The organism is Candidatus Izemoplasmatales bacterium (assembly GCA_041649275.1).
Taxonomy (GTDB): domain Bacteria; phylum Bacillota_I; class Bacilli_A; order Izemoplasmatales; family Hujiaoplasmataceae; genus UBA12489.
This window is the reverse complement of record JBAZNL010000002.1, coordinates 81562-102051: the sequence shown is the minus strand read 5'-3', so window position 1 is coordinate 102051 and position 20490 is coordinate 81562. Positions and strand designations below refer to the sequence as shown.

Sequence of the window (20490 nt, the reverse complement as noted above, 5' to 3'; positions counted from 1 at the left end):
ACAAATCATTCGGCGCATTTTGAAAAGGTTTCATCACGCGCTCACGCGTTGTAGCGAATGAAAAGGTTTTCCGCCAGGCGGAGCGCCCGCAGTCGGAGCGCATAGCCGATGCCGGCCGCGAGCAGGGCGACGACGACGACGGCGGCCTGCCACGGCATCACCCTGCCGAGACCGTAGATCGCGAAGCCAGCGGCGATCGCGACGCCGAAGCCGCCGAAGACGCCGATCAGTGCGCCGAGGCTCTGCTTGACGACCTCGACCTCGTGGTGGAACTGGAATTTCGGGAACCGCAGGTTGACGATCGACCCGATCGCGGAGGTGAGGAACGAGAACGCGAGGACGCCCGCGGCCATCGCTGCCGCATCGAGCGGCGGAATCGCGAAGGAGATCGCGAACAGGACGAGCGCGAAGACGCCGGGGATCGACCCGAGGAGGACGTTGAACCAGAGTTTCGCGTCGATGACAGTCGACGGCGAGACCGGCAGGCTCTTGACGATCCAGAGCCGCTTCCCCTCGATCGAGAGCGACACGGCCGAGGTGTACACCATCCCGACCGCGAATGCGATGAACCCGAAGATCATGAAGTTGGTCGGGATCACCGCGCCTTCGGTCATGTCGGTCAGAAACGCCATCACCTTGTCGGCGAAGAACAGCGAGGCGACGGAGGCGACGACGAGGATGACGGGACCGAAGCCGGCGTTGAAGACGTACATCTGGATGCCGACGAACGTCCGCCATTCCTTCGCGAGCATCGCCTTGAAGGCAGAACCGGAACGATACTCGAGGGCTTTCCGGCGCCGCGTCCCGAGGTCGTTCCGGGAACGGGCGTTGGTTTTCAGGATCGATCGGGAGAGCAGGACGACGAAGCCCGCGAAGGGGACCGCCCCGGTCGCGAACAGCAGCGCGAAGCCGGCGAGGCTGCCTTCGTGGACGGCGGCCGCGAACCATCCCATCGGCCAGAACCTGGCCCCCATCGCGGCGATCACCGCGCTCTGCGCGAGCAGCGGATTCTCCTCGCCCGCACCGGTGAAGGAGAACGACGACATCATGATGCCGAGGAAGAATGCGAACATCAGGATCGTGTTCAGGGTGCGGCTCTTGGGCAGCCGGTCGGTGACGGCGTGGATCCCGAGCGCGAGCAGCGCGGCCGCAACCGCGGGGAGGAGCGGCGCCGCGAGGAAGGACGGGAGGAAGAGGAGGATGCCCGCGATCCCCGGCGCGGCGAACGCGAAATAGCCGAAGGCGATCGGCGCCGTCGCGAGCAGGGCCGTCACGTAGACGTTCGCCATGATCACGGTCGTCTTCGCCGCCACGAGCGTCCGCGCCTTGATCGGCAGCGGTCCGAGGATCGAGAAGTCGGCGAAGCGGAACAGCATCGCGTCGGCGCGGAAGAAGACGATCATCACCGTCGTGCCGATTGCGTAGATGTAGACGTAGAACAAAAGGCTCTCGATCATCCCCGGAATGCCCGAAAGCGTCCGCGCAAGGTCGTAGAACAGGTAACCGAAGCCGCCCCAGTACGCGACGACGACGTACAGGATCGCGACGGCGATCAGGATCCGCTTTCCCTTCGAATCGGAATAGCTCGTGCCGAGGATCCGGCGCGGACTGAAGTTGATCCGAAAGAGCGTCTTCGTCAGGGTGCCGTACACGCTCATTTTTCGATCAGCTCCAGGAAGACTTCCTCGAGCGAACCGTCCTTCGTGATCTCCTGCGTCGGGCCGGAAGCGACGATCTGACCGCGGCGGATGATCGCGATCTTCGTGCACAGCTTCTCCGCGACTTCGAGGATGTGGGTCGAGAAGAAGATCAGGGCACCCTTCGCGCAGAGGTCGCGGAAGATCTCCTTGAGCTGGAAGGCGGCCTTCGGGTCGAGACCGACGAACGGTTCGTCGAGGATGAACACCTTCGGTTCGTGGACGAGTGCGGAGATGATCACGAGTTTCTGCTTCATCCCGTGCGAATAGGTCGCGATCGGGTCGTTCAGGACGCCGAGAATCTCGAACATCGCGGCATACCGCTCGATCCGCGGCTTGCGGTCGGCGGCGGGGATGCCGAAGATGTCGGATACGAAGTTCAGGTACTGCATGCCGGTGAGCGGCTCGTAGACGTCCGGATTGTCGGGGATGTACGCCAGCACGCGCTTGGCCGCAAGCGGGTCCTTTTTGATCGAGTGGCCGTCGACTTCGATCTCGCCGTCCTCGAAATCGAGGATGCCGGCGATCGACTTGAGGAGCGTCGTCTTGCCGGCGCCGTTGTGGCCGATGAAACCGTAGATTTCACCCGCCTCGATCGTGAGCGACACGTCGTCGCAGGCTTTCTTCTTGCCGTCGTAGCTTTTCGAGAAATGGCTGATCTTCAACATGGTTTTCTTCCTCCGATGTGCGTTATCGTCCCCATTGTACCACGTTCCCGCCGTTTGGGCATCCCCCGTTTCGCCTTCGCGCCGCCCCGTTCGGGGGAAAAGTTCTTTCGCGGTGGAAAACTGTTGCATTTTGACGGAACGTTCGATATAATAGAAAAGGCAAACGCTCCTATAGTTTAATGGCAAAACGCAGCCATGGTAAGGCTGAGATTCTAGTTCGATTCTAGGTAGGAGCACCATTTGGATATCACGGACCCGGCATTCGCGCCGGGTCCGTTTTTTCATGAAAAAACCGCCCGGAGGCGGTTGTCATTTCAAGGTGGATCCGGAGGGGACGATGCCGTCCTCCTGCTTCGTCAGGTCGGCGGAGGCGAAGATGCGGCAGTTGCGCCCGATCACCATGTTCTTCGGGACATGCAGGCGCTTCCCGAGGACGGTGATGCCGGAGGAAAGCAGCGCCGGGTTGTCCCGGTTCGGCGTCAGGTCGGTACCGAACCCGACCATCGCGTTCTCGCCGATGACCGTCTTCTTGTCGACGATGCAGTTCTCGACGATCGCGCCGGGCTTTACCTCGACGTTGTTGAGGAGGACCGAGTTCGTCACCTTGGCGAGCGGATGGACGATCACGCCCGGCGACAGGACGCTGCGCTCGACCGTGCCGGCGACGATCGCGCCGTTGGAGAGGAGCGCCTGGCGGATGACGGCCTTCGACCCGACCTTCACGGCCGGCAGGTCCTCCGACTTGGTGTAGATCTTCCAGTTCGGATCGTACATGTCGAGCGGGATCTTGTCGACGGTCTCAATCAGTTCGAGGTTCGCCTGCAGGTAGGAGTCGTAGGTTCCGACGTCCTTCCAGTAGTCGTAGTACTTGAAGGCGAAGACCTTGTCCCGGCCGATCATCGACGGGATGATGTGGGCGCCGAAGTCGAGGTCGGGGATGGTGCTCTCCTTGATCTTCTTCACGAGCACGTCGGTGTTGAAGACGTAGATGCCCATCGAGGCGAGGTCGGACTTCGGCTGCTTCGGCTTCTCGACGAAGGCGACGATCTCGTTCTTCGCGTCGGCCTCGAGGATCCCGAAGCGCGACGCCTCGCGGATGTCGACGACCTTGGCGGCGATCGTCAGGTCGGCCCCGGTTTCCTCGTGCTGGCGGATCAGCTTGCGGTAGTCCATCTTGTAGATGTGGTCTCCGGAGAGAATCAGGACGTACTTGGAGCCGCTCTTCTCGACATACTGGAGATTCTTCCGGACAGCGTCGGCGGTGCCGGCGTACCAGTCGCTATGCGGCTGCAAAAGCGTCACCTTCGAATCGCGGCGGTCGAGGTCCCAGGGCTTGCCGGAACCGATGTGGTCGTTCAGCGACAGCGGCAGGTACTGGGTCAGGATGGCGATGTTGTAGATGCCGGAGTTCGAACAGTTGGAGAGCGTGAAGTCGATGATGCGGAACTTGCCTGCAAACGGGACCGACGGCTTCACGCGGTCTTCCGAGAGGATGTCGAGCCGGGAACCGCGTCCGCCGGCGAGGATCAATGCCAATGTTTCCATCATTTCGCTCCTTTGTCCTTCATCAGTTCCCTGTAAAGTTGCTTGTAGGCGCGGGCGGATGCCTCCCAGCTGAAGTCGGCCGCCATCGCGCGTCTCACCATCGCGTTCCAGGCGCCGCGTTGTTCGCGGCGCACGCGGAAGGCGTAGCGCAGGACATGCATCATGTCGTGGGCGTTGTAGTGGGTGAACGAGAAGCCCGTTCCCGTCCCCTCGTATTCGTTGTAGGGTCTGACCGAGTCCACGAGCCCGCCGGTCTCGCGCACCAGCGGCAGGGTCCCGTAGCGCATCGCGATCAGCTGTCCGAGACCGCAGGGCTCGAACTTCGACGGCATCAGAAACAGGTCGGCGGCGGCGTAGATGCGGCGCGCGAGGGCGTCGTCGTAGCCGATCGTGACGCGCACCTTGTCGGGATGATCGGCGGCGACGCGGCGGAAGAACTCGTTGTACTTCTTCTCGCCGTCGCCGAGGACGACGAGGCGGAAGTCGTCGGTCGCAAGCATCTCCTCGAGGACGCGCTCGATGAGGTCGAACCCCTTCTGCGAAACGAGCCGCGAGACGATCCCGACGAGCGGTGCGTCGACGTCGAAGCCGGCGTCGAGACGGGCGTAGAGGTCCTTCTTGCAGGCTTGCTTGCCGGCGGGGAAGTCGTCCGGCCCGAAATGGACGGAAAGGGCCGGATCGGTCGACGGGTCGAAGTCGGCGGTCGCGATTCCGTTCATGATGCCGAGGAGCGTGTCCTGGCGCCAGGTAAGCAGTTTCTGCATCCCGTAGCCGTAGTAGTCGGTGAGGATCTCCTTCGCGTAGGTCGGCGAGACCGTCGTCACGCGGTCGGCCGCGACGATCCCGCACTTCAGGAAGTTGAGGTAGCCCTCGAACTCGAAGCGGTTGTCGTACTCGAGGTTGAAGAGGGTGTAGTCCTGGAGCGGGAAAATCCCCTGGTAGGCGAGGTTGTGGATCGTGAGGACGGTCCGAACGTTCGGGAAGGCGGCGGCGTAGGTCGTCCGGAGGAGCAGCGGCACCATCGCCGCGTGCCAGTCGTGGACATGGACGACGTCGGGGACGAAGTCCATGTACCGGACCGCTTCGAGGGCCGCTTTCTGGAAGAAGGCGAAGCGTTCCGACTCGTCGCCGTAGTCGTAGACCTTGTCGCGGAAGAACGAGAACTCGTTGTCGATGAAATAGTAGCGGACGGCGCCGAGCCGGAGGGTCTGGAGGCCGACGTAGACGCTCTTCTTCGTGCCGAGGCGGACCGAGAACGTCGCAAGCGACTCCATCTTCTTCCGGTATTGTTCGGGGATCGTCTTGTATTTCGGCAGGATGACGCGGACGTCGCAGTCGCGGAGTTTCTTGAGCGCCTGCGGCAGCGAACCGACGACATCCGCCAGTCCGCCGATCTTGACGAACGGCGTACATTCGGCGGCGATGAACAGGACCTTCACTTGCATCACTCCCGTCACGTGGATTGCCCCTATTATATCACGCGCCGCGCTTCGAAAAAAGCGCGGCGCGGATTCTTTTTCTGCGAAATATCAATGAGCGAAGACGCTTTTGCCGATGAACTCCCGAAGCAGCGAGTTGCATGGCACGACATAGTCGTCGATGCCCTTGAAGTACTTGAGGAACTTGATCAGGCGGTTGGCGGCGACGAAGTGCTCGGAATCGTTCGGAATCCGGAGGAGGGCCGCCATCGCGTAACGCTTCAGGACGGCCAGTTCGTAGGTCAGTTCCGAGTTGTAGATGTAGTTGGCGCTCTCGATGAACGGGTAGATCCACTTGTATTCGCCGCGGCGGACCGACGGCCACATCGACAGCGTCTTTTCCGGCGAGGTGTTGCGGAACTGCAGGTCGCGGACGATCCGGCGGAGCAGGCGGAGGTCGGTGAGGTTGATCGGATTGTTGTTGTCGATGTTGATCTGGGCGAACGGCGAGATGTAGATCTTGAACTTCTGGTCGGAGGGGATAAAGCGCGTCAGAAGGTCGTTGAGCGCGTGGATGCCCTCGATGATGATCGGTTCGTGCGGCTTGACCGTGACCGGCGGCAGGAGGATCCGTTCGTGCGTCTTGAAGTCGAAGACGGGCAGCCGGACCGGCTGACCGGCGACGAGGTCGGCGACGTTCTGGTTGAAGAGCTTCAGGTCGAGCGCGTCGACGTGCTCGAAGTCGGGTTCCCCGAATTCATCGATCGGCGCCTGTTCGGGCGGCAGGTAGTAGTTGTCGATCGAGATCGGCAGCGGCTTGATGCCGTGCGTGAGCAACTCGATCTCGAGGCGTCGGGCGAACGTCGTCTTGCCCGACGACGAGGGTCCGGCGATCGCGATCAGCCGGATGCTCTCGATGTCGCGGGCGATCAGCTGACCGAGCTCGCAGAGCTGGTTGTTGTGCTTCGTCTCGCACATGTTCACGTATTCGACGGTCTTCCCCGCCTCGATCTTCTGGTTCATCTTGTAGATCATGTCGGCGTCGCAGCGGATCGCCCACTGCTCGGCCTTGTTGAGGACGCGGAGGAACTGCGGCGAATCGGCGAACTCGGGGATCTGGCCGTTCGCTTCGATCCGCGGAACCCGCGCCAGGAAACCCGGGCTGTAGTAGAACAGTTCGAACTCCTGCAGGTAGCCGGTCGAGGGCACCATGTATCCGTACATGTAGTTGAGGTAGCCGTCGCACTCGTAGACGTTGACGACCTCCTTGCGGTACTTGAGGGTCTCGACCTTGTCGACGTAGCCGAGCGCCTGGTAGTGGCGCCGCATCGAGGAGATCGACCGCTGGCTCCGGACGATCGGCAGGTCGAGGGCGATCAGTCGCTTCATCTCGGAGACCACCTTCGCGATCAGCGCGGGCGAAAGTTCGCCGTTCACGGCGCGGCCGTAGACGCCCATCGCGATCGAGTTGGAGAACTTGATCTGCAGCCGGGGATCGACCTTGAAGAAGGCGAGGCAGATGAGATAGCGCATGCTGGTCGCGTAGATGCGGTTGGAATCGATGTTGTCGTAGCCGAGGAACTCGACGTCGGCGTCGTGGTCGACGACGTAGGCGAGTTCGCGCAGGCGATTGCCGACCTTCGCGGCGTAGACCGGCCGCCGGGTCGTTTTCCGGGCGAGATCCTCGAGTCTCACCGGGGAGTCGAAGGGGTGGGCGACTCCTCCCGTCATGATCGTGAACATGCTTCATACCTCCGGGCGTTTTGCGAGATGTACATTCTATTTTACAGCATTTCGCGAAGAATGCAAGCGCTGACATCGAGATTTCGCGCGCCCGTTCGCAACCCGTCGAAGACAATCGGTGCGCGATGGTGTATAATCATGGCTAAGAATGATTCCCGGAGGGATAGCGTGTTTCTGGACGGATTCTTTTCGAGCGAGGGGATGGACCTCGATCCCGACCTGTACCTCTTCAAGCTTCCCCATTTCCTCTACATCGGCTTCTGCGCCGTTCTCTTCGTCGTGCTGATGAAGGTCCTTTCCGGCCGCGGGCCGAAGTTTCGAAGAGCCGCCGTCCTCGCGATGACGGCGCTCATGCTCGTCCTCAAGTACGCCGGGGAGGTCATCTTCGTCTACGAGTACTACGCCTTCCCCGAACCGGTGAGCGCGAACACCCACGCCCTTCTCGACTGGCGCACCCTGATCTCGTTTCAGATCTGCGGCATCAACAACATCCTGCTTCCGCTCGTCACCTGGTTCGACTGGAAGAAGGCCAAGGACTTCGTCTACGGCTCCTCGATCCTCGGCGGCCTCGCCGTCATCCTCTATCCTTCCGGAGTGCTCTACGGCGATCCGCTCCTGCTCACCTTCCCGATGGTCCGCACGCTCCTCGTGCACTTCTTCCTCTTCTTCCTCCCGTGCTACCTGATCCGCGAGGGGGAGTTCCGCTTCGACCCGAAACGCTGGATCCGCCTTGCCGTCGGCACCGCCCTGGCGATGGCCTGGGCGATGTACGGCAACCTCTTCGTCGATCCCGCGGCCAACAACATGTACATCATGCACAATCCGTTCTACGGCGGTCCCGTGCCGATCCTGAACGCGATCCCCGACGGTGCGCACATCCCCGTCGTCCTCGCCATCATCGCCCTCGGCTTCGTCGGGATGTACGCCGTCCAGAACCGGTGGGAACGGCATCGTGCGCGACTCCCCGTCCAACCGTGAAAAAAGGAATTCCGTCATGGAATTCCTTTTTTTTGGTTTCGTTCAGGGGAGCGCGTCGTAGCGGGCGACGAGCTCGTCGACGGATAAATGCGAGAGCGACTCCAGGTCGGCGGAGGTGCGGTAGGCGGGATCGCCGGCGAACACCGCGAGCGCGAGCCGGAGCTTTGCGACCGTGACGCCGAAGCTCGATGCGAGCGCGACGAGGTCGTCGTCGTCGAGCGTGAGCACCAGCGGTTCGACGTCTTCGACCGGTTCGACGTTCGAAGTTTCGGTCGATGCCGGGGCGGTCGTGGTCACGACACCGGTGATCATGGCGTCTCCCGCAGCGGCGAAGACGTCGTCCCAGAACGAGGAACGGTCGTCGATCGCTTCGTCCACCGATTCCTGGAATTCGGGGGTGGCCAGAAACGAGACGGACGCCTGCGCCGTGGCGTAGGAACTCATGAAGAGCGAGCGGACGTCCGGGAGGGCGGATGCGATCGCGGCTTCGTAACGGGCTCCTTCGGCGGCGTCGATGCCGGACAGGGCGAGGAGGAGGGTGCCGTCTTCGTCCATCCAGCCGCCGGCGACGAGCGCATCGCCGAGGTCGGCGACCACGGCTTCGGGAGTGCGGCCGAACCAGGCCACCTCGTCCACGACGGCTTCGGCGTCCTCGTTGAGGGCGTGCAACCCGACCACGCGGTCGAAGCGGTTGATCGCGATCGCCATCGAGGGATTCGCGTCGACCGTGAGCGCGGCGACGGGCGTGAGCGAGTAGAATCCGAAGACTAGCGCGGCGAACGCCGACGCGGCGGCGGCGATGGCGCGCGCGAACCGCCGGGCGGAGACGCTTTTCCGGAAAGGACCGGCTTCCGCCGGCGTTCCGACGACGCGGGCGACGAACGCCTCGTCGCGGGTGACCGGCAGCGAGGTCGAGGCGCGCAGGATGCGATTGAATTTTCCGAATCTCATGGTCTCAATCCTCCTTGACGGCGGCGCGGACCTTGCGGACGGCGCGGCTGTAGAGCCAGGTCACGGTGCCGATCGGCTTGCCGAGGACCAGCGCGATCTCGCGGTGGGGCAGGTCGGATACGTTGTGGAGCAGGAACACCGCCTTCTCGTCCTCGTCGAGAGCGGAGAGGGCCTTTCTGATGATCGCTTCGTTGCCGGCCCGAATCTCGAGGGGACTCTCGTAGGAGAAGGGCGCCAGATCGTCGATGTCGGCGTCGGTGTAGACCGTGCGGCGGCGACGGCGGTATTCGTTCAGGGCGAGGTTGCGGGCGATCGTGACGAGATAGGCGAGGAAGTTCTTCTCGGTGTAGTTGCCGATGCTGTCGAGCATCTTCATGTAGCAGTCCTGGACGATGTCGTCGGCCAGGGAGCGGTCGCGCAGAATCGGGAGGACGCTGTAGTAGACCGTCTTGCGGGTCCGTTCGTAGATCTCGTCGAAGACCGCGCGGTCGCCGTCCTTGAGGCGTCGGACGAGCCGTTCGATGTACTCCGCCATGGCGGGTCCCCCCTTTCCTTCCTCTATTGTAACATCGGAACCGGGGTTTTGCCATAGCGAGGACACAGGCCTTCACTCATATAAACAACCTACGGGGCGCTTTTGTTGCGGAGAAACGAAAAAAGGCCTTTCGGCCCTTCCTCATTTGCCCGGCGTTTTCCGGATCGATCCGTCCTTCTTGTGGACGATCAGTTCCACGTCCTGCGTCAGCGCCTTGATCGTCGCCCAGTGCACCGCCTCGGTCTGCGTTTCGAGCGTGCGCTGGATCCGATCGGATCCGTCGCGACGGACGAGCCACTTGTCGTCCTCCGGGCGATAAACGACGCGGTAGGCGCCGAGGACCGGCTTCGGTGCCTTCGGCTTGACGACGACCGGGGTCTTCCCTTCGGGTTCCGCGACGGGATCCGCGGGGGATGCCGCTTCGGATACGGACGCGGGTTCGGCGTCCGGAACAGTCGGCTCCGGGACGGGCGTCTGCGCGGGTTCTATCGTGACCGGGGTCGGCTCCGGATCGATCGACGCGGCTGACGCAAGAGGTCGTTCGGTCGCGGTCGGTTCGACTGCGTCCGCCGGTGTCGGTTCAAGCGGTGCCGCTTCGCGAACCTCCGCTTCCGAAGCCGGGATCGGCTGGGGGTCGGTCGGGGCGTCGGTGACGGCCGCGGTGGCGGCGTCCGCTTCGGAATCCGCGGGCGGGGTCGCCTCCGCGGGCTTCTCGGAATCCGCGTCGGAAATCGCGGCAGCGGCCTTTCTGACCGATCGGACGGTCTTCCGGCCGGTACGGCCGATGATGGCGGAGACGATCACGAGAAACGCGATCGCGCCGCCGACGATGGCGAAATAGATCCACCATTCTTCGAGAAAACGCATGATGTCCTGCATGGGTGCCTCCTGATACGGGTTCTAGAATAGTTTGAGCTGCACGTTCGATGCCGGCCGGATGAGCCGGACGATGTCGTTCATGCCGTATTTGAGCCGAAGCTTGCGGCATTCGAAGACGAACGCCTTCTTCAGCGCCGGCGCGGCCTTCGACTGGCACGACCGGCGTTCACCGAAATGGTCCATGTAGACGTTGCGGAGCCGGGGGAATTCGCGGTCGATGAGATCGAGGAAGCGGTCGCGGCCGCGACCCGCGAGATTCATTCCGAACGTCGGATAGGCGAACTTGCAGCCGGCGTCCTTCGCCTTGCGGACGATCTGGACGACGTTTTCCTCGGTGTCGTTCACGAACGGGACGATCGGCTGCATGAGGACGCCCGTGAGGATGCCTTCCTGCGCGAGACGGGAGAGTGCGCGAAACCGTTCCGCGGTTGTCGGGCATCCCGCCTCGAGCTTTCGCGCGACGTCCTCGTTCATGGTCGTGATCGACAGGACGACGACCGCCGGGGCGCGTTTCGCGATCTCCTTCAGGATGTCGGCGTCATCGGTGACGAGCGGGCTCTTCGTGACGATCACGACCCCGGCGCCGGCGTCGCGGATCGCTTCCAGGATCCGGCGGGTGACGCGTTCCTTCTCCTCAAGCGGCGGATACGGCTCGAACAGGCGGCCGAGGCCGACGATCGTCCCCGGTTCCCTGTGGCCGATTTCGGAAGAAAACGTCGCGACCAGGTCGGCGCGCGACGACACGTCGGAGAGCGCCTCGTCGACGCCGATCGCGTCGATGGAGTCGCAGTACAGGCAGCCGAACGGACATCCCCGCCACGGTTCGACGTCGAAGGCGACACCGAAACGCCGGCCGGGATCCTTGGCCGGAATCATCGTCGGATGGGCGACAGGGGGGACGGACGGGTTCATGGGACTCCTCCTTTACAGGTATCGCCAGACGAAGGCGAGGAACGCGAGCACCAAAAGCGATGCGGGATACAGGCGTCGGAACTCGAGCCCGAGCGCCGGACGGAGGCCTTTGTCGAACTCCTTCTCGAAACGGCGGATGAGTTTCGGCGCGACCCCTTCGAAGCGGATCAGCCAGGGAAGGCGGAGGTCGAACCGGATTGCCGACGGGACGATCCCGAACTGGCCGCCGATCTCCTTTACGAGCGCCTGGATCCGGTCGCGGTTGCGGCGGCCGCATCCGAAGACGACGAGGGCGGTTTTGTGCGTCGACAGGGCGACGAGCCGAACCGCGAGCGCGGCGGCGACGGCGCCGGCGACGACGAACCAGAAGACGGCCCCGGGGTCGGTGCCGATCGCGAAGAGGGTATAGACGAAGATCAGGAGCGCGGCGCCCAGATCGCCGGGGCGCGCGACGTTGTGATGGCGGAACCATGGGTTCGCCGCCGCGTACAGGGCGGCGATCGAGACGATGCCCTTCAGATACAGGTCGTTCATCGGAATACCTCCGGAGACGGGCCGAGCTGTGCGCCGACGAGAGCGACGAGGTCCTCGAGCGGCTGGGGGCGTTCGATGCGGATCACCGGACAGGAAAGCCGGGTGAGCCACCGTTCGTGCTGCGCGCGGCTGCGGCGCGTCGGGTCGTCGGAGTCGTAGGAGCGCGCCCATTCGATGAAGTCGAGGTGCTGTTGGTACAGATCGCCGCCCGGTTCGACGCGGGCACCGAAACGGGACCGTTCGCGGGCGTTGATGCGGTCGATGCGGATGTCGACCGGCAGATGCATGTACACCGCCAGGTCGATCGCGGGGATGAAGGCGTCGCCCCATCCGACGATCGCGCCGGAGAGGACCGAGCGCTCGGCGAGCTTGAGTTCGCGCTCGATCCGGGAACGGATCTCGGCATCGGGACGACGGACGGTGAAGGGCGGGTCGGTCGGTTCCCACATCGCATCGTCGACGTCGACGAAACGGTAGCCGTAGCGGGTGGCGACGGCGCGCGCGAGCGTCGTCGCGCCGGAGCCCGAAGCTCCGAAGATGTGGATGACGCGGATCGGTTTCACGGGATCCCCCTCACTTCGCGAACATGACGCGTTCGCTGTCGAACATGCGGTTGAGGATAAAGACGAAGACGGCGGTGAAGACCAGGTTGGAAAGGACGGTCACGAGCAGCCACAGCGGCGCGGCGGGATCGAACGTGAGGATCGCCGTGAGTGTCTGGACGGTGTTGTAGATCGGGATCAGATAGATCCACCATGACTGCGCGGCGCCGTCGGAGAACATCGTCGAGACGCCGATGACGATCGTGATGAGGTAGATCGGGGTGATCAGCGTCCCCGCTTCCTTCATGTTCCGGGCATACGCCGAGACGATCGCGATGATCCCGACGATGACGAAGACGGTAGAGAAGAGCAGAGCCAGGATCAGGAGGTAGTCGGACACTCCGTAGACGTTCATGTCGACGCCCTCGGTCGCGAACAGGTTGGGCAGCGACGAGATGATCCCGATGAACGAAGAAACGGCCGATATGAGCGACAGGACGCCGAGGGACAGGACCTTTCCGAGGGCGATCTCGCGGCGCTTCACCGGCGTCACGAGCAAGGTCGCGATGGTGCCGCGTTCCTTCTCGCCCGCGATCGACTCGGGACCGATGGCCATCGCTCCGGAGAACAAGAACATCACCACGAGCATCGGCAGAAGCGTCGACATCAGGGTGCCGACCATCTGCGCCTCGTCGACTTCGGTGGAAGCCCAGGAGACGGCGAAGGCTTCGGTGTCGCCGTAGAGTTCGGTCGAGAGCGCTTCCTGGTACTGGACGAGATAGCCGGCGAAGCGTTCGAAGACGAGGGTCGAGTCGGTCTCGTTGGGATTGTAGTAGACCACGATTTCGGGCTTGTCGACGCCCAGGTCGTCCTCGAAGTTCTCGGGGAAGACGATCACGAGCTGCCAGTCGGCGGCGTCGACGCGGTCGCGGTATGTCTCGAAATCATCCGGTTCGATGGTCGCAAGGGTGACGGGTTGGTCCGCTTCGGCGGCGTTCCACAGGGTCGTGAACGCCGTCGGGGCGTTGGCGATCGCGACCAGTTCCTCGTCGGGCGTGATGAAGTTCGACATGCCCTGGCCGATGAAGGTGTAGAGGATGAAGATCATCAGACCCGGGAGGACCATGACCGACAGGATCAGCCGGCGATCCTTGAACACGCGGTCCCATTCCTTCTTGAAGATCGTCAGGACGTTACGCATCGGCACGTTCCCCGCTTTCCGCCGCCACGAGCTGGAAGAACAGTTCCTCAAGGCCGATCTCGTCGGTCGCGGTCTCGGCGAAGTCGCGCTCGTGCACGAGCCGACCGTCGACGATGATCCCGACGCGGTCGCAGATCCGTTCGACGAGACTGAAGATGTGGGTGGAGACGATGATCGTCTTGCCGGCGTCGCGCAGTTCCTTCAGATAGTCGGTCACGACGCGGGCGGTGAGGATGTCGAGGCCGTTGGTGGGTTCGTCGAAGACGATGACGTCGGGATCGTGCACCAGCGCGATCGCGATCTGCACTTTCTGGCGCATGCCGGTCGACAGTTCGCCGACCTTGACCTCGGCGAACTTGGCGATGCCGAACTGCTCGAAGAAGATGCGCTTGCGCTCCGCGGCCTTTTCCGCGGGAACGCCGTGCAGCCTGGCGAAGTAGTCGTACAGGTAGTCGGGAGTGAAGAAATCCTCGAGCTTGAGGTCGGAGGTGAGGAAACCGATCCGGCCGCGGACCCGTTCAGGATCGTTCTTGACGGAATGGCCGGCGACGATGACGTCGCCCTCGTCGGGCCGGATCAACGTCGAGATGCAGCGGAGGGCGGTGGTCTTGCCGGCACCGTTCGGGCCGAGCAGGCCGTAGATCTCTCCCTTGTTGGCCGTGAACGACAGATGCTTCACGGCGACTTTGATCGGATCCTTCGTATGTTCGATCCGTTGCTGCTTCTTCGACATTCGGAACGTCTTCGTGATGTCGGCGCAGACGACGACGGGTTCGCGCATGGCGATCCCCCCTTCCCTATCATTATTATGATACCATAAAACGCCATCGATGACGCATCAAATTTCGGCGGATCGGACGAGACTTCCCGCCACCGTCCGGAAGGTGAAAAAAAAGCCCATCGCTGGGCTTTCTTCGGGATTTACTTGGCGAGGGCCTTCTTGGCCTGGTCGCAGAGCGACGCGAACCCCTTCGGGTCGTTGACGGCGAGGTCGGCGAGGATCTTGCGGTTGACTTCGATCTTGGCGACGTTGAGGCCGTTCACGAGCCGCGAATAGCTGAGTTCGTTCAGCCGGGCGGCGGCGTTGATGCGGGTGATCCAGAGCTTGCGGAAGTCTCTCTTCTTGCGGCGACGGTCGCGGTACGCGTACGCCATCGAGTTCATGACCTGTTCCTTGGCGGTCTTGAACAGGATGTGCTTCGCTCCGAAGTAGCCCTTCGCGAGCTTCAGGAGTCTGTTTCTTCTTCTTCTGGTGGCATAGCCACCCTTCACTCTCGGCATGGTTCAGTTCCTGCTCTTTCTCAAAGGTACGGAACCTGCTGACGGATCCGCTTGAGGTCGGAGTTGGTCACGGTTTCCTTGTGGCGGTGCTGGCGGTTCTGCTTCGTGCTCTTGTGCGTCATCAGATGTCCGCCGAACGTGCTGGCGCGCAGCAGCTTGCCGCTGCCCGTCTTCTTCAGTCTCTTCTTGGTCCCGGAATGGGATTTGAACTTCGGCATGTCATTCGCTCCTCTGTGCCTGTGGTTTTTTCTTCGGGGTGAGATGGATGGTCAGATACCGTCCCTCGTGGACGATGTCCTTCTCGATGTCGCCGACTTCCTTGCATAGCGCGGCGAACTTGTTCAGGACGTCCTTGCCCTGGACGACCAGCGGGGCCGGCGCGCGGTTGGGCAGACGGACGGAAATCTTCAGCTTGTCGCCATGGTCGAGGAACTTGACGCCGTTCCTGACCTTGGTCTCGAAATCGTGGGTGTCGATGACCGCAGTGAGCCGGATCTCCTTGAGTTCGACGATCTTCTGGTTCTTCTTGGCTTCGCGGGCCTTGCGCTGCTGTTCGTAGCGGTACTTGCTGTAGTCGAGCAGCTTGCAGACGGGAGGTACGGCTCCCGGTGCGACGCACACGAGGTCGAGGCCTTCCTTCGACGCGATGAAGAGAGCCTCGCGGATCGGCTTGACGCCGAACTGCTGGCCTTCCGAACCGATCACGAGCACTTCGCGGAAGCGGATCTGCTCGTTGACCAAGGTGTCGTCCTTCTTGACCGGTTTACTGTTGTTGTAAATTGCGAACCCCCCCTTACGGAAATGAAAAGCGGATACAGAATGTACCCGCCCAAGTCGCACAGATGACTGCGTAGCCAGGACCCATCGCTTCGGCGATCGGGTGAGAAGCGGGTGCTTCTTCTTTCTACTTTTTCAACCTGTTACATTATAATACGGATCGCTTCCGGTGTCAACGGAAATCGACCGTCATTCGGACTTTTTCTCGCCGGACATGCGGTCCTGCAGGGTCCGTACATAGTCTTCCTTGTTCACCTGGTAGGCGCGGGCGATCGCCAGGGCGCCCTTGGGCACGTTCATGTTGAGAGTCGAGCCGGCGGCGATGAAGGCCTTGTCCTCGACCCGGATCGGCGCGATCAGGTTGACGTTGCAGCCGATGAAGACGTCGTCGCCGATGACCGTCTGGTACTTGTGGACGCCGTCGTAGTTGACCGTGACCGAACCGCAGCCGAAATTCACCCGCGAACCGCAGGTGGTGTCGCCGATATAGGCGAGGTGCGAGGCCTTGGTGTGTTCCCCGGTGGACGACTTCTTCACCTCGACGAAGTTGCCGATGCGGTTGTTCGGGCCGATGTCGGCACCGTCGCGCAGGTGGGCGAACGGACCGACGGTGGTGTTCTCATGGACGACCGAGTTGAAGACGATCGAATGCCGGCACGTCACGTTTTCGCCGATCGTGCTCTCGTGGATCTCGGTGTTCGGGCCGATCACCGCCCCCTTGCGGATCACCGAATTGCCGGTGATGAAGGAGTTCGGGTTGATCATGACGTTTTCCTCGATCACGACGTTGTGACCGATCGTAATCGTCTCGGGGTTGATCATCGCGACCCCGTTCAGCATGTGTCCGCGGTTGATCTTGAGGCGGAGCTTCGCTTCGGCGATCGACAGCGCGTAGAGGTCGTTCACGCCCATCGCCTTGGTCGAATCCTTCAGGAAGTAGGTGCCGAGGACGAACTCGTCGGCCTTCGCCACCTTGACGATGTCGGTCAGGTAGTACTCGCGCTTCTTGTTGTCGTTGTTGATCTTCTTGAGCGAATCGAACAGCACGTTCGTCCGGACCACGTAGATGCCGGTGTTGATCTCGTCGATCGCGCGCTGCGCCTGGGTGGCCTCGTGCTCCTCGATGATCGATTCGAGATAGCCGGACTCGTTCCGGATGATGCGGCCGTAGCCGAACGGATCGTCCACGCGCGTGGTCACGATCGTCAGGTCGTGACGCCGGTCGTGGTGCTCCTGAAGGGCCTTCTCGCAGACGGCGGAATCGATCAAGGGCATGTCGCCCGGCAGGATCATCACGTCGCCTTCGCGATCCGCGACGAGTTCCTCCGCGGCCATGACCGCATGCCCGGTGCCGAGCTGCTCGGCTTGGACCGCATAGCGGACGGAGTCCCCGAGGATGTCCTGGATGATCTCGCGCTTGTGCCCGACCACGACGACGATCTCGTCGAACATGCGCGTGTTGCGGACGTTCTCGACGATGTAGGCGATCATCGGCTTGCGGATCAGCGGATAGGCGCACTTCGGCAGTTCGGTCTTCATGCGGGTGCCTTTGCCCGCGGCTAGAATGACGGCGTATCTTTTCATGTGGATCCCCCTGTATGTGGACGGTAGCTAACGGCTGTTGCGGAGCGTTTCGATGACGGCGACGATGGCGGCGATGCCTTCGTCGACTTCTTCCGGCGTCGGGGCGGAGACCGAGACGCGGATCAGCGGTTCGGTGCCGGAGGCGCGGACCAGGACCTTCCCGTCGGTGCCGAGACGGGCCGCGACGGAAGCCGCGGCCGCCTTGACGGCGGGATCGTCGGCGAGGGCCTTGTCGACGTTTCTCACGTTCACGAGACGGTCGGGATAGAGCCGTACGTCGGCCGTGAGCGCCGCGAGGGACGATTTCGTCCGCTCCATGATCGACAGAAGGTGGAGGGCGTTCAGGACGCCGTCGCCGGTGTTGAGCAGGTGGCGGTCGATGATGTGACCCGAGTTTTCGCCGCCGACGGTGTAGTCGGCCGCCTCCATCGCCTCGAGCACGTGCTTGTCGCCGACATCGGTCGTGACGACGTCGATGCCCCGGCGGGCGAGCGCCTTGACGAGGCCGAGGTTGCTCATCTTCGTCAGGGCGACGCGGTCGTGGTTGAGGAGGCCCCTCGTCTTGAGGTCGACCGCGATCACGTAGACGAGCATGTCGCCGTCGTAGACCGCGCCGGTTCCGTCGACCGCGATCAGCCGGTCGCCGTCGCCGTCGAAGGCGAAGCCGACGTCGCATCCCTCCGCATGGGCGAAGGAGCGCAGATGATCGATGTGGGTCGAGCCGACGCCGAGGTTGATGTTCTTGCCGTCGGGTTCGACGCCCGTCAGGCGGAGGTCGCAGCCGGTCATGCGGAAGAAACGCGGGGCGATCGCCCAGGTCGAACCGTTGGCGCAGTCGAGCGCGACCCTGAGGGCGCTCGGGCACAACACCCGGCGGAGCAGATCGCCGTACAGGCCGACGGCGTCGATTCCGGGGAGAAGCTTTCCGGGACGGTCCGGCGGGGTCTGTTCATGCAGGCCGGCGATGTCGTCCTCGAGGGCTCCCTCTTCGCGTTCGAATAGCTTCCTGCCTTTTCCGAACACCTTCAGGCCGTTGTCCTGATAGGGGTTGTGGCTCGCGGTGATCATCACGCCGACCGCTTCGAGACGGCCCGAGAGATAGGAGAGCGCGGGCGTCGAGACGACGCCGAGGTCGATCGCGTCGATGCCGGCGGACGTCGCGCCGCGGATGACGGAAGCGGCCAGGACCGGTCCCGAAGCGCGCGTATCGCGGCCGACGACGACGACGGGGACACCGAGTGTTCGCAGGCTCCTGCCCAGACGGAAGGCGACGTCCTCGGTCAGAAAGACGCCGTATTCACCGCGGATGCCATCGGTTCCGAAATAGCGGCCCATGTCATTCCACCGTGACGGATTTCGCGAGGTTGCGCGGTTTGTCGATGTCGCGTCCGAGATCGAGCGCGGCGTAGAAGGAGATCAGCTGGGTGGGGATGATGGTGAGGAGCGGGGTCAGTGCCTCGTGGACGTCCATGAGCACGATCTCGTCCGTCGGATCGGCGACGGAATTGAGGGAGATCACGAGTTTCTCGGCGCCGCGGGCGCAGACTTCGCGGATGTTCGAGCGGGTCAGTTTCGCGATCGCCTTCTGCGAGATGATCGCGATCACCGGCACGCCGTTCTCGATCAGGGCGATCGTACCGTGCTTCAGTTCGCCGGCGGCGAAGCCTTCGGTCTGAATGTAGGAGATCTCCTTCAGCTTCAGCGCCGCCTCCAGGCACGCGAAGTAGTCGAGGCCGCGGCCGATGTAGAAGCAGTTGCGTTTGGCGATCTTGTTTCGGACGAGTCCGTGGATGAATTCGCGCTTGTCGATGATCGCATCCATCGCGACGGCGACCCGGGCGAGTTCGTGGCGCAGGTCGAACGCCGGATTGGGGCAGAGGGCGACGGCGATGACGGCGAGGATCACGATCTGGCCGACGTAGGCTTTCGTCGAAGCGACGGCGATCTCCGGACCGGCGTGGATCTCGAGGAACTTGTCGGATTCGCGCGCCAGCGTCGAGGTCGCGACGTTGGTGATCGTCACGGTCCTGTAGCCGCGTCGCTTGACGTCGAGCAGACAGGCGCGCAGGTCGGCGGTTTCGCCCGACTGCGAGATGAAGACGAACAGCGGATTCTTCACGAGCAGCGGCGGATTGTACGCGAACTCGCTGGCGATGAAGACCTCGACGGGAATGCCGGCAAGGTTCTCGAGCAGGTACTTGCCGACGAAACCGGCGTGCATGCTGGTGCCGGCGGCGATCACGTAGACGCGCTCCGCATCCGAAAACCAGGACTTCAACTCCGGATCGAGGAGGATCCGGCCGTCATCGGCGATGTACTTCGAGGCGATCTTGCGGACGACTGACGGCTGTTCGCAGATCTCCTTGAGCATGTAGTGGCTGTATCCGCCCTTGCCGATCTCGTCGAGGACGAGGTCGATCGTCATAAACTGGCTTTCGACCGGGCGGCCGATGATGTCGTAGAGGGCGAAGCAGGCGATGCCGTCCTTCTCGCCGACGACGGTGAAGGTCTTGTCCTCGATCGGGAAGTACTGGTCGGCATAGCCGACGAGCGCCATCACGTCCGAAGCGAGCGTCACGCCGCGCTTGCCGACGCCGAGCAGGAGGGGCGACTTGTTCTTCGCCGCATAGAGTTTGTGGGGATCCGACGTATCGACGACGAGGAGCGCGTAGGACCCTTCGAGGACCGACAGGGTCTTTCGGATCGCATCTTCGACGGGCATGCTCTCCGCGAACCGCGCGATCAGGTTGGCGATCACCTCGGTGTCCGTCTCGCTCACGAAACGCACGCCCTCGAGATACCGGTCGGTCAGTTCCTTGTAGTTCTCGATGACGCCGTTGTGGACCACGGCGAAACGGTCCCCCGTCGAGTAGTGGGGGTGGGAGTTGATCTGGTTCGGGACACCGTGGGTCGCCCAGCGCGTATGGCCGATGCCGAGGCCGTTGCACATGTCGTAGTTGAAGTCGAGCTTGAGATGGGCGACGCGTCCCTTGTCCTTGTACATGACGAAACGGCGGGCGTCTTCGTCGTAGAAACAGATGCCGCAGGAATCATAGCCGCGGTATTCCAGTTTTTCCAGTCCCGCGATGATGATGTCGGACGCCTTGTCGCGTCCGAGATACCCGACGATTCCGCACATGATGGACTTCCTCCGACCGCACCGTTGGCACGGATAGTATCACAATTATAGCATCGAAATCCTGAACTTTCAATCGCCGCGGGATGAAAACCGCGGTTCGCGGCGG

At 62.7% G+C, this 20490-nt stretch carries 20 protein-coding genes, 1 tRNA gene and 1 other annotated feature; of the genes, 2 read left to right on the top strand and 19 right to left on the bottom strand.

The annotated features are described in order from the left end of the window. Positions 1-41: 41 nt before the first annotated feature. Positions 42-1658 carry a hypothetical protein gene (locus tag WC509_03220; protein MFA5006463.1) on the bottom strand — a complete coding sequence of 539 codons (1617 nt, stop codon included), beginning with the start codon at positions 1656-1658 and terminating at the stop codon, positions 42-44. Beyond that, positions 1655-2365, bottom strand: a complete 711-nt coding sequence (locus tag WC509_03215) for an ABC transporter ATP-binding protein (protein ID MFA5006462.1) — start codon at positions 2363-2365, stop codon at positions 1655-1657. Before WC509_03215 ends, WC509_03220 begins: the two co-directional genes overlap by 4 nt. Before the next feature lie 165 nt (positions 2366-2530). Here WC509_03215 and WC509_03210 point away from each other — a divergent pair. Beyond that, positions 2531-2604, top strand: a tRNA-Thr gene (locus tag WC509_03210). Between the two features lie 70 nt (positions 2605-2674). Here the strand turns inward: WC509_03210 and WC509_03205 are convergent. The 3 genes from WC509_03205 to WC509_03195 all read right to left on the bottom strand — a co-directional run bounded on the left by WC509_03205 (position 2675) and on the right by WC509_03195 (position 7071). Continuing rightward, positions 2675-3910 (bottom strand): glucose-1-phosphate adenylyltransferase family protein, encoded by a 1236-nt coding sequence (locus tag WC509_03205; GenBank protein ID MFA5006461.1) that lies wholly within the window; start codon positions 3908-3910, stop codon positions 2675-2677. Next, positions 3910-5349 carry a glycogen synthase gene (locus WC509_03200; GenBank protein ID MFA5006460.1) on the bottom strand — a complete coding sequence of 480 codons (1440 nt, stop codon included), beginning with the start codon at positions 5347-5349 and terminating at the stop codon, positions 3910-3912. The genes WC509_03205 and WC509_03200 overlap by 1 nt, the downstream gene beginning before the upstream one ends. Before the next feature lie 90 nt (positions 5350-5439). Then, positions 5440-7071 carry a hypothetical protein gene (locus WC509_03195; protein MFA5006459.1) on the bottom strand — a complete coding sequence of 544 codons (1632 nt, stop codon included), beginning with the start codon at positions 7069-7071 and terminating at the stop codon, positions 5440-5442. A gap of 168 nt (positions 7072-7239) precedes the next feature. Here WC509_03195 and WC509_03190 point away from each other — a divergent pair, with 168 nt between their 5' ends. Further along, a complete protein-coding gene (locus WC509_03190) occupies positions 7240-8049 on the top strand; it encodes a hypothetical protein (GenBank protein MFA5006458.1) in 810 nt (269 codons plus the stop codon). Positions 8050-8091: 42 nt separating this feature from the next. Here WC509_03190 and WC509_03185 read toward each other — a convergent pair whose 3' ends face one another. The 14 genes from WC509_03185 to glmS all read right to left on the bottom strand — a co-directional run bounded on the left by WC509_03185 (position 8092) and on the right by glmS (position 20384). Then, the gene (locus WC509_03185; GenBank protein ID MFA5006457.1) at positions 8092-9000 is read right to left on the bottom strand and encodes a hypothetical protein; all 909 of its coding nucleotides are present in this window, start codon (positions 8998-9000) and stop codon (positions 8092-8094) included. A 4-nt stretch (positions 9001-9004) separates the two neighbouring features. Beyond that, positions 9005-9535, bottom strand: coding sequence for an RNA polymerase sigma factor (locus tag WC509_03180; protein ID MFA5006456.1), 531 nt, complete (start codon positions 9533-9535; stop codon positions 9005-9007). A gap of 141 nt (positions 9536-9676) precedes the next feature. Beyond that, complete coding sequence (locus WC509_03175; GenBank protein MFA5006455.1) at positions 9677-10414, bottom strand: DUF2188 domain-containing protein; 738 nt, start codon at positions 10412-10414, stop codon at positions 9677-9679. A gap of 21 nt (positions 10415-10435) precedes the next feature. Then, positions 10436-11326 (bottom strand): radical SAM protein, encoded by an 891-nt coding sequence (locus WC509_03170; GenBank protein MFA5006454.1) that lies wholly within the window; start codon positions 11324-11326, stop codon positions 10436-10438. A gap of 12 nt (positions 11327-11338) precedes the next feature. Next, entirely contained in the window at positions 11339-11860 is a 522-nt protein-coding gene (locus WC509_03165; protein ID MFA5006453.1) for a hypothetical protein, read from the bottom strand. Continuing rightward, the gene (locus tag WC509_03160; GenBank protein ID MFA5006452.1) at positions 11857-12423 is read right to left on the bottom strand and encodes a hypothetical protein; all 567 of its coding nucleotides are present in this window, start codon (positions 12421-12423) and stop codon (positions 11857-11859) included. Before WC509_03160 ends, WC509_03165 begins: the two co-directional genes overlap by 4 nt. Before the next feature lie 10 nt (positions 12424-12433). After that, complete coding sequence (locus WC509_03155; GenBank protein MFA5006451.1) at positions 12434-13603, bottom strand: ABC transporter permease; 1170 nt, start codon at positions 13601-13603, stop codon at positions 12434-12436. After that, the gene (locus tag WC509_03150; protein MFA5006450.1) at positions 13596-14384 is read right to left on the bottom strand and encodes an ABC transporter ATP-binding protein; all 789 of its coding nucleotides are present in this window, start codon (positions 14382-14384) and stop codon (positions 13596-13598) included. The genes WC509_03155 and WC509_03150 overlap by 8 nt, the downstream gene beginning before the upstream one ends. 140 nt (positions 14385-14524) lie before the next feature. Continuing rightward, positions 14525-14884, bottom strand: coding sequence for a 50S ribosomal protein L20 (gene rplT, locus WC509_03145; protein ID MFA5006449.1), 360 nt, complete (start codon positions 14882-14884; stop codon positions 14525-14527). Positions 14885-14904: 20 nt separating this feature from the next. After that, on the bottom strand, positions 14905-15102 hold the full coding sequence (gene rpmI / locus WC509_03140; protein ID MFA5006448.1) for a 50S ribosomal protein L35: 198 nt from the start codon (positions 15100-15102) through the stop codon (positions 14905-14907). 1 nt (position 15103) lies between these two features. Next, positions 15104-15625, bottom strand: coding sequence for a translation initiation factor IF-3 (gene infC / locus WC509_03135; GenBank protein MFA5006447.1), 522 nt, complete (start codon positions 15623-15625; stop codon positions 15104-15106). Between the two features lie 53 nt (positions 15626-15678). Continuing rightward, positions 15679-15793, bottom strand: a sequence feature (ribosomal protein L20 leader region). A gap of 57 nt (positions 15794-15850) precedes the next feature. Further along, positions 15851-17245: a bifunctional UDP-N-acetylglucosamine diphosphorylase/glucosamine-1-phosphate N-acetyltransferase GlmU gene (gene glmU, locus WC509_03130; GenBank protein MFA5006446.1), complete on the bottom strand. Its 1395-nt coding sequence runs from the start codon at positions 17243-17245 to the stop codon at positions 15851-15853. A 27-nt stretch (positions 17246-17272) separates the two neighbouring features. Continuing rightward, positions 17273-18580, bottom strand: coding sequence for a hypothetical protein (locus WC509_03125; GenBank protein ID MFA5006445.1), 1308 nt, complete (start codon positions 18578-18580; stop codon positions 17273-17275). 1 nt (position 18581) lies between these two features. Beyond that, on the bottom strand, positions 18582-20384 hold the full coding sequence (gene glmS, locus WC509_03120) for a glutamine--fructose-6-phosphate transaminase (isomerizing) (protein MFA5006444.1): 1803 nt from the start codon (positions 20382-20384) through the stop codon (positions 18582-18584). Between the last annotated feature and the right edge of the window lie 106 nt (positions 20385-20490).

Bases quoted from the DNA above. Each gene is read 5' to 3' on its own strand.
- WC509_03220 (MFA5006463.1), bottom strand. From the start codon at position 1,658: ATGAGCGTGTACGGCACCCTGACGAAGACGCTCTTTCGGATCAACTTC.
- WC509_03215 (MFA5006462.1), bottom strand. From the start codon at position 2,365: ATGTTGAAGATCAGCCATTTCTCGAAAAGCTACGACGGCAAGAAGAAA.
- WC509_03205 (MFA5006461.1), bottom strand. From the start codon at position 3,910: ATGGAAACATTGGCATTGATCCTCGCCGGCGGACGCGGTTCCCGGCTC.
- WC509_03195 (MFA5006459.1), bottom strand. From the start codon at position 7,071: ATGTTCACGATCATGACGGGAGGAGTCGCCCACCCCTTCGACTCCCCG.
- WC509_03185 (MFA5006457.1), bottom strand. From the start codon at position 9,000: ATGAGATTCGGAAAATTCAATCGCATCCTGCGCGCCTCGACCTCGCTG.
- WC509_03180 (MFA5006456.1), bottom strand. From the start codon at position 9,535: ATGGCGGAGTACATCGAACGGCTCGTCCGACGCCTCAAGGACGGCGAC.
- WC509_03175 (MFA5006455.1), bottom strand. From the start codon at position 10,414: ATGCAGGACATCATGCGTTTTCTCGAAGAATGGTGGATCTATTTCGCC.
- WC509_03170 (MFA5006454.1), bottom strand. From the start codon at position 11,326: ATGAACCCGTCCGTCCCCCCTGTCGCCCATCCGACGATGATTCCGGCC.
- WC509_03165 (MFA5006453.1), bottom strand. From the start codon at position 11,860: ATGAACGACCTGTATCTGAAGGGCATCGTCTCGATCGCCGCCCTGTAC.
- WC509_03155 (MFA5006451.1), bottom strand. From the start codon at position 13,603: ATGCGTAACGTCCTGACGATCTTCAAGAAGGAATGGGACCGCGTGTTC.
- WC509_03150 (MFA5006450.1), bottom strand. From the start codon at position 14,384: ATGCGCGAACCCGTCGTCGTCTGCGCCGACATCACGAAGACGTTCCGA.
- rplT (MFA5006449.1), bottom strand. From the start codon at position 14,884: ATGCCGAGAGTGAAGGGTGGCTATGCCACCAGAAGAAGAAGAAACAGA.
- rpmI (MFA5006448.1), bottom strand. From the start codon at position 15,102: ATGCCGAAGTTCAAATCCCATTCCGGGACCAAGAAGAGACTGAAGAAG.
- glmU (MFA5006446.1), bottom strand. From the start codon at position 17,245: ATGAAAAGATACGCCGTCATTCTAGCCGCGGGCAAAGGCACCCGCATG.
- WC509_03125 (MFA5006445.1), bottom strand. From the start codon at position 18,580: ATGGGCCGCTATTTCGGAACCGATGGCATCCGCGGTGAATACGGCGTC.
- glmS (MFA5006444.1), bottom strand. From the start codon at position 20,384: ATGTGCGGAATCGTCGGGTATCTCGGACGCGACAAGGCGTCCGACATC.